This window comes from Microbacterium sp. UBA837, from assembly GCF_002296025.1.
In the GTDB taxonomy this organism is placed as follows: Bacteria; Actinomycetota; Actinomycetes; order Actinomycetales; family Microbacteriaceae; genus Microbacterium.
The window spans coordinates 17,652-19,442 of record NZ_DBHD01000088.1; the positions used below are offsets into that span (position 1 = coordinate 17,652).

The 1,791-nt window shown below is 69.2% G+C and carries 3 protein-coding genes and 1 pseudogene; all 4 read left to right on the top strand.

Annotation, left to right across the window (positions count from 1 at the left end):
* The coding region (locus tag B3587_RS06480) for a sigma-70 family RNA polymerase sigma factor (protein ID WP_292727305.1) at positions 1-611 on the top strand (611 nt) is incomplete at its 5' end.
* A pseudogene (locus B3587_RS15900) lies at positions 520-753 on the top strand (DUF6596 domain-containing protein); the annotation flags it as partial. The gene B3587_RS06480 and the pseudogene B3587_RS15900, both read left to right, overlap by 92 nt.
* Before the next feature lie 233 nt (positions 754-986).
* Complete coding sequence (locus B3587_RS06490; RefSeq protein WP_292727309.1) at positions 987-1,217, top strand: hypothetical protein; 231 nt, start codon at positions 987-989, stop codon at positions 1,215-1,217.
* Positions 1,214-1,791, top strand: a 578-nt coding sequence (locus B3587_RS06495; RefSeq protein WP_292727311.1) for an HAD family hydrolase, incomplete at its 3' end; no start/stop codon positions are given. The genes B3587_RS06490 and B3587_RS06495, both read left to right, overlap by 4 nt.

Consider the following 1,791-nt stretch of genomic DNA (forward strand, 5'->3'; position numbering starts at 1 on the left):
GAACCCGCGCTCCCGGGGGGAGCCGGTTCGGGCTGGATGCCGCCGATGAGGCCGTGCAGGACGCGCTCGTTGAGGCGCTGAATTGGGCATCCGTTCCCGACAACCCCGCGGCCTGGCTCCACACGGTGGCCCGCAATCGCGCTATCGACCGGATCCGCCGTGAGCAGGCTGCGCTCCGGCGCACCCGGGATGCTGCAGCCGACCTCGCGGTGCTGACCCCCGAAAGTCATGATCCCTTCGGCGACACGGGTGAGGAGGAGGTGGATGCCGTGGTTGAACTCGGACGCGTCGGTGACGAACGGCTGCGGCTCATCCTGCTCTGCTGTCACCCGGCGCTGGCAGCCGAGGCGCAGGTCGCGCTCACGCTGCGCCTGGTGTGCGGCCTGACGACCGACGAGATCGCCGCGGCCCTGCTGATCCCCGAGCCGACCGTCGCGCAGCGGATCGTGCGCGCGAAGCGCAAGATTCGGGATGCCCGCATCCCCTTGTCGGTCCCCGAGAATCTGGGCGAGCGCCTCGATGTGGTTCTCGGTGGTCGTCTATCTGGTGTTCAACGAGGGCTACCTTTCCCGCGGTCGCCGCTCCGGCGCGCGCGTGGACCTCGTCGATGAGGCGTTGCGGTTGACCCTCGCCGTTCTAGCCGAGGTGCCCGGCGACCCCGAGATCGAAGGACTGCTCGCGCTCGAGCTGTATGCGAAGTCGCGGCTGGCGACCCGGTTCAGCAGCGGAATCCTCGTGCTGCTGGAAGATCAGGATCGCACTCGCTGGGATCTCGCTCTGATCGAGGAAGCCAACCTCATCCTGGATGCCGCGATGCGCCGTCTCGCGCCGGGGCGGTTTCAACTGCAGGCCGTGATCGCCCGCTATCACGCCAACGCCCGTACCTACGCCGATCCGACTGGACCGCGATCGCTGCGGTCTATGCGCGACTCGCCGACATCGACCCGTCGCCCGTCGTCGCGCTCAACCGCGCCGTGGCCGTGGCGATGGCTGACGGGCCGCGCGCCGGTCTCGCGTTGCTGGACGGCATCCGGGGCCTGGAGCGCTATCACCTGTGGTGGGCCACCCAGGGGGAACTGCTCGCCCGCGCTGGAGAACAGCGTGCCGCGATCGGCGCGTTCGGGCGGGCCCGCGAGCTTGCCACCAACCCCGCAGAGCTCGCGCATCTGCAGCGGCGGCTCGACGAGGTGCGCGCCTCGGGCAGGATGGATGAGTGACCGATGACTCCCCGCACGGATCGCCCGATCTTCCTGTCGACCCCGACGCTCTTGCCGGCCGGGCAAGTGAGATCCGTCTGATCGCGGCCGATATGGACGGCACTCTGCTCGATGGGCAGGGCGCCGTACCTCCCGCGCTGTGGCCGATGCTCGATCGCCTCCGCGACGCGGGGATCGCGTTCGCCCCCGCGAGCGGCCGGCAGCACGCGACGCTGCGGCGGGAGTTCGGCGCGCACGGCGACGATCTCGTCTTCATCGCTGAGAACGGCACGTTCGTGACGCGCGGCGATGAGGAGCTCAGCTCCGACACCATGGACCGCGCCTTCGTCGACAGTCTTATCGCCGAGATCCGGGGCTTCCGTCACGACGTCGGCGTCGTGCTGTGCGGCAAGGCTTCGGCCTACATCGAGCGAACGGATGCCGCCTTCCGCGACCAGGCCGAGAAGTACTACGCCCGTCTCGCGGATGTCGCGGACCTGACCGCCGTGGACGACGACATCCTCAAGATCGCCGTCTTCGACGTCGAGGACGGAGAGAAGAACACGGCACCGGCGCTGGAGCGACACCGCCTGAC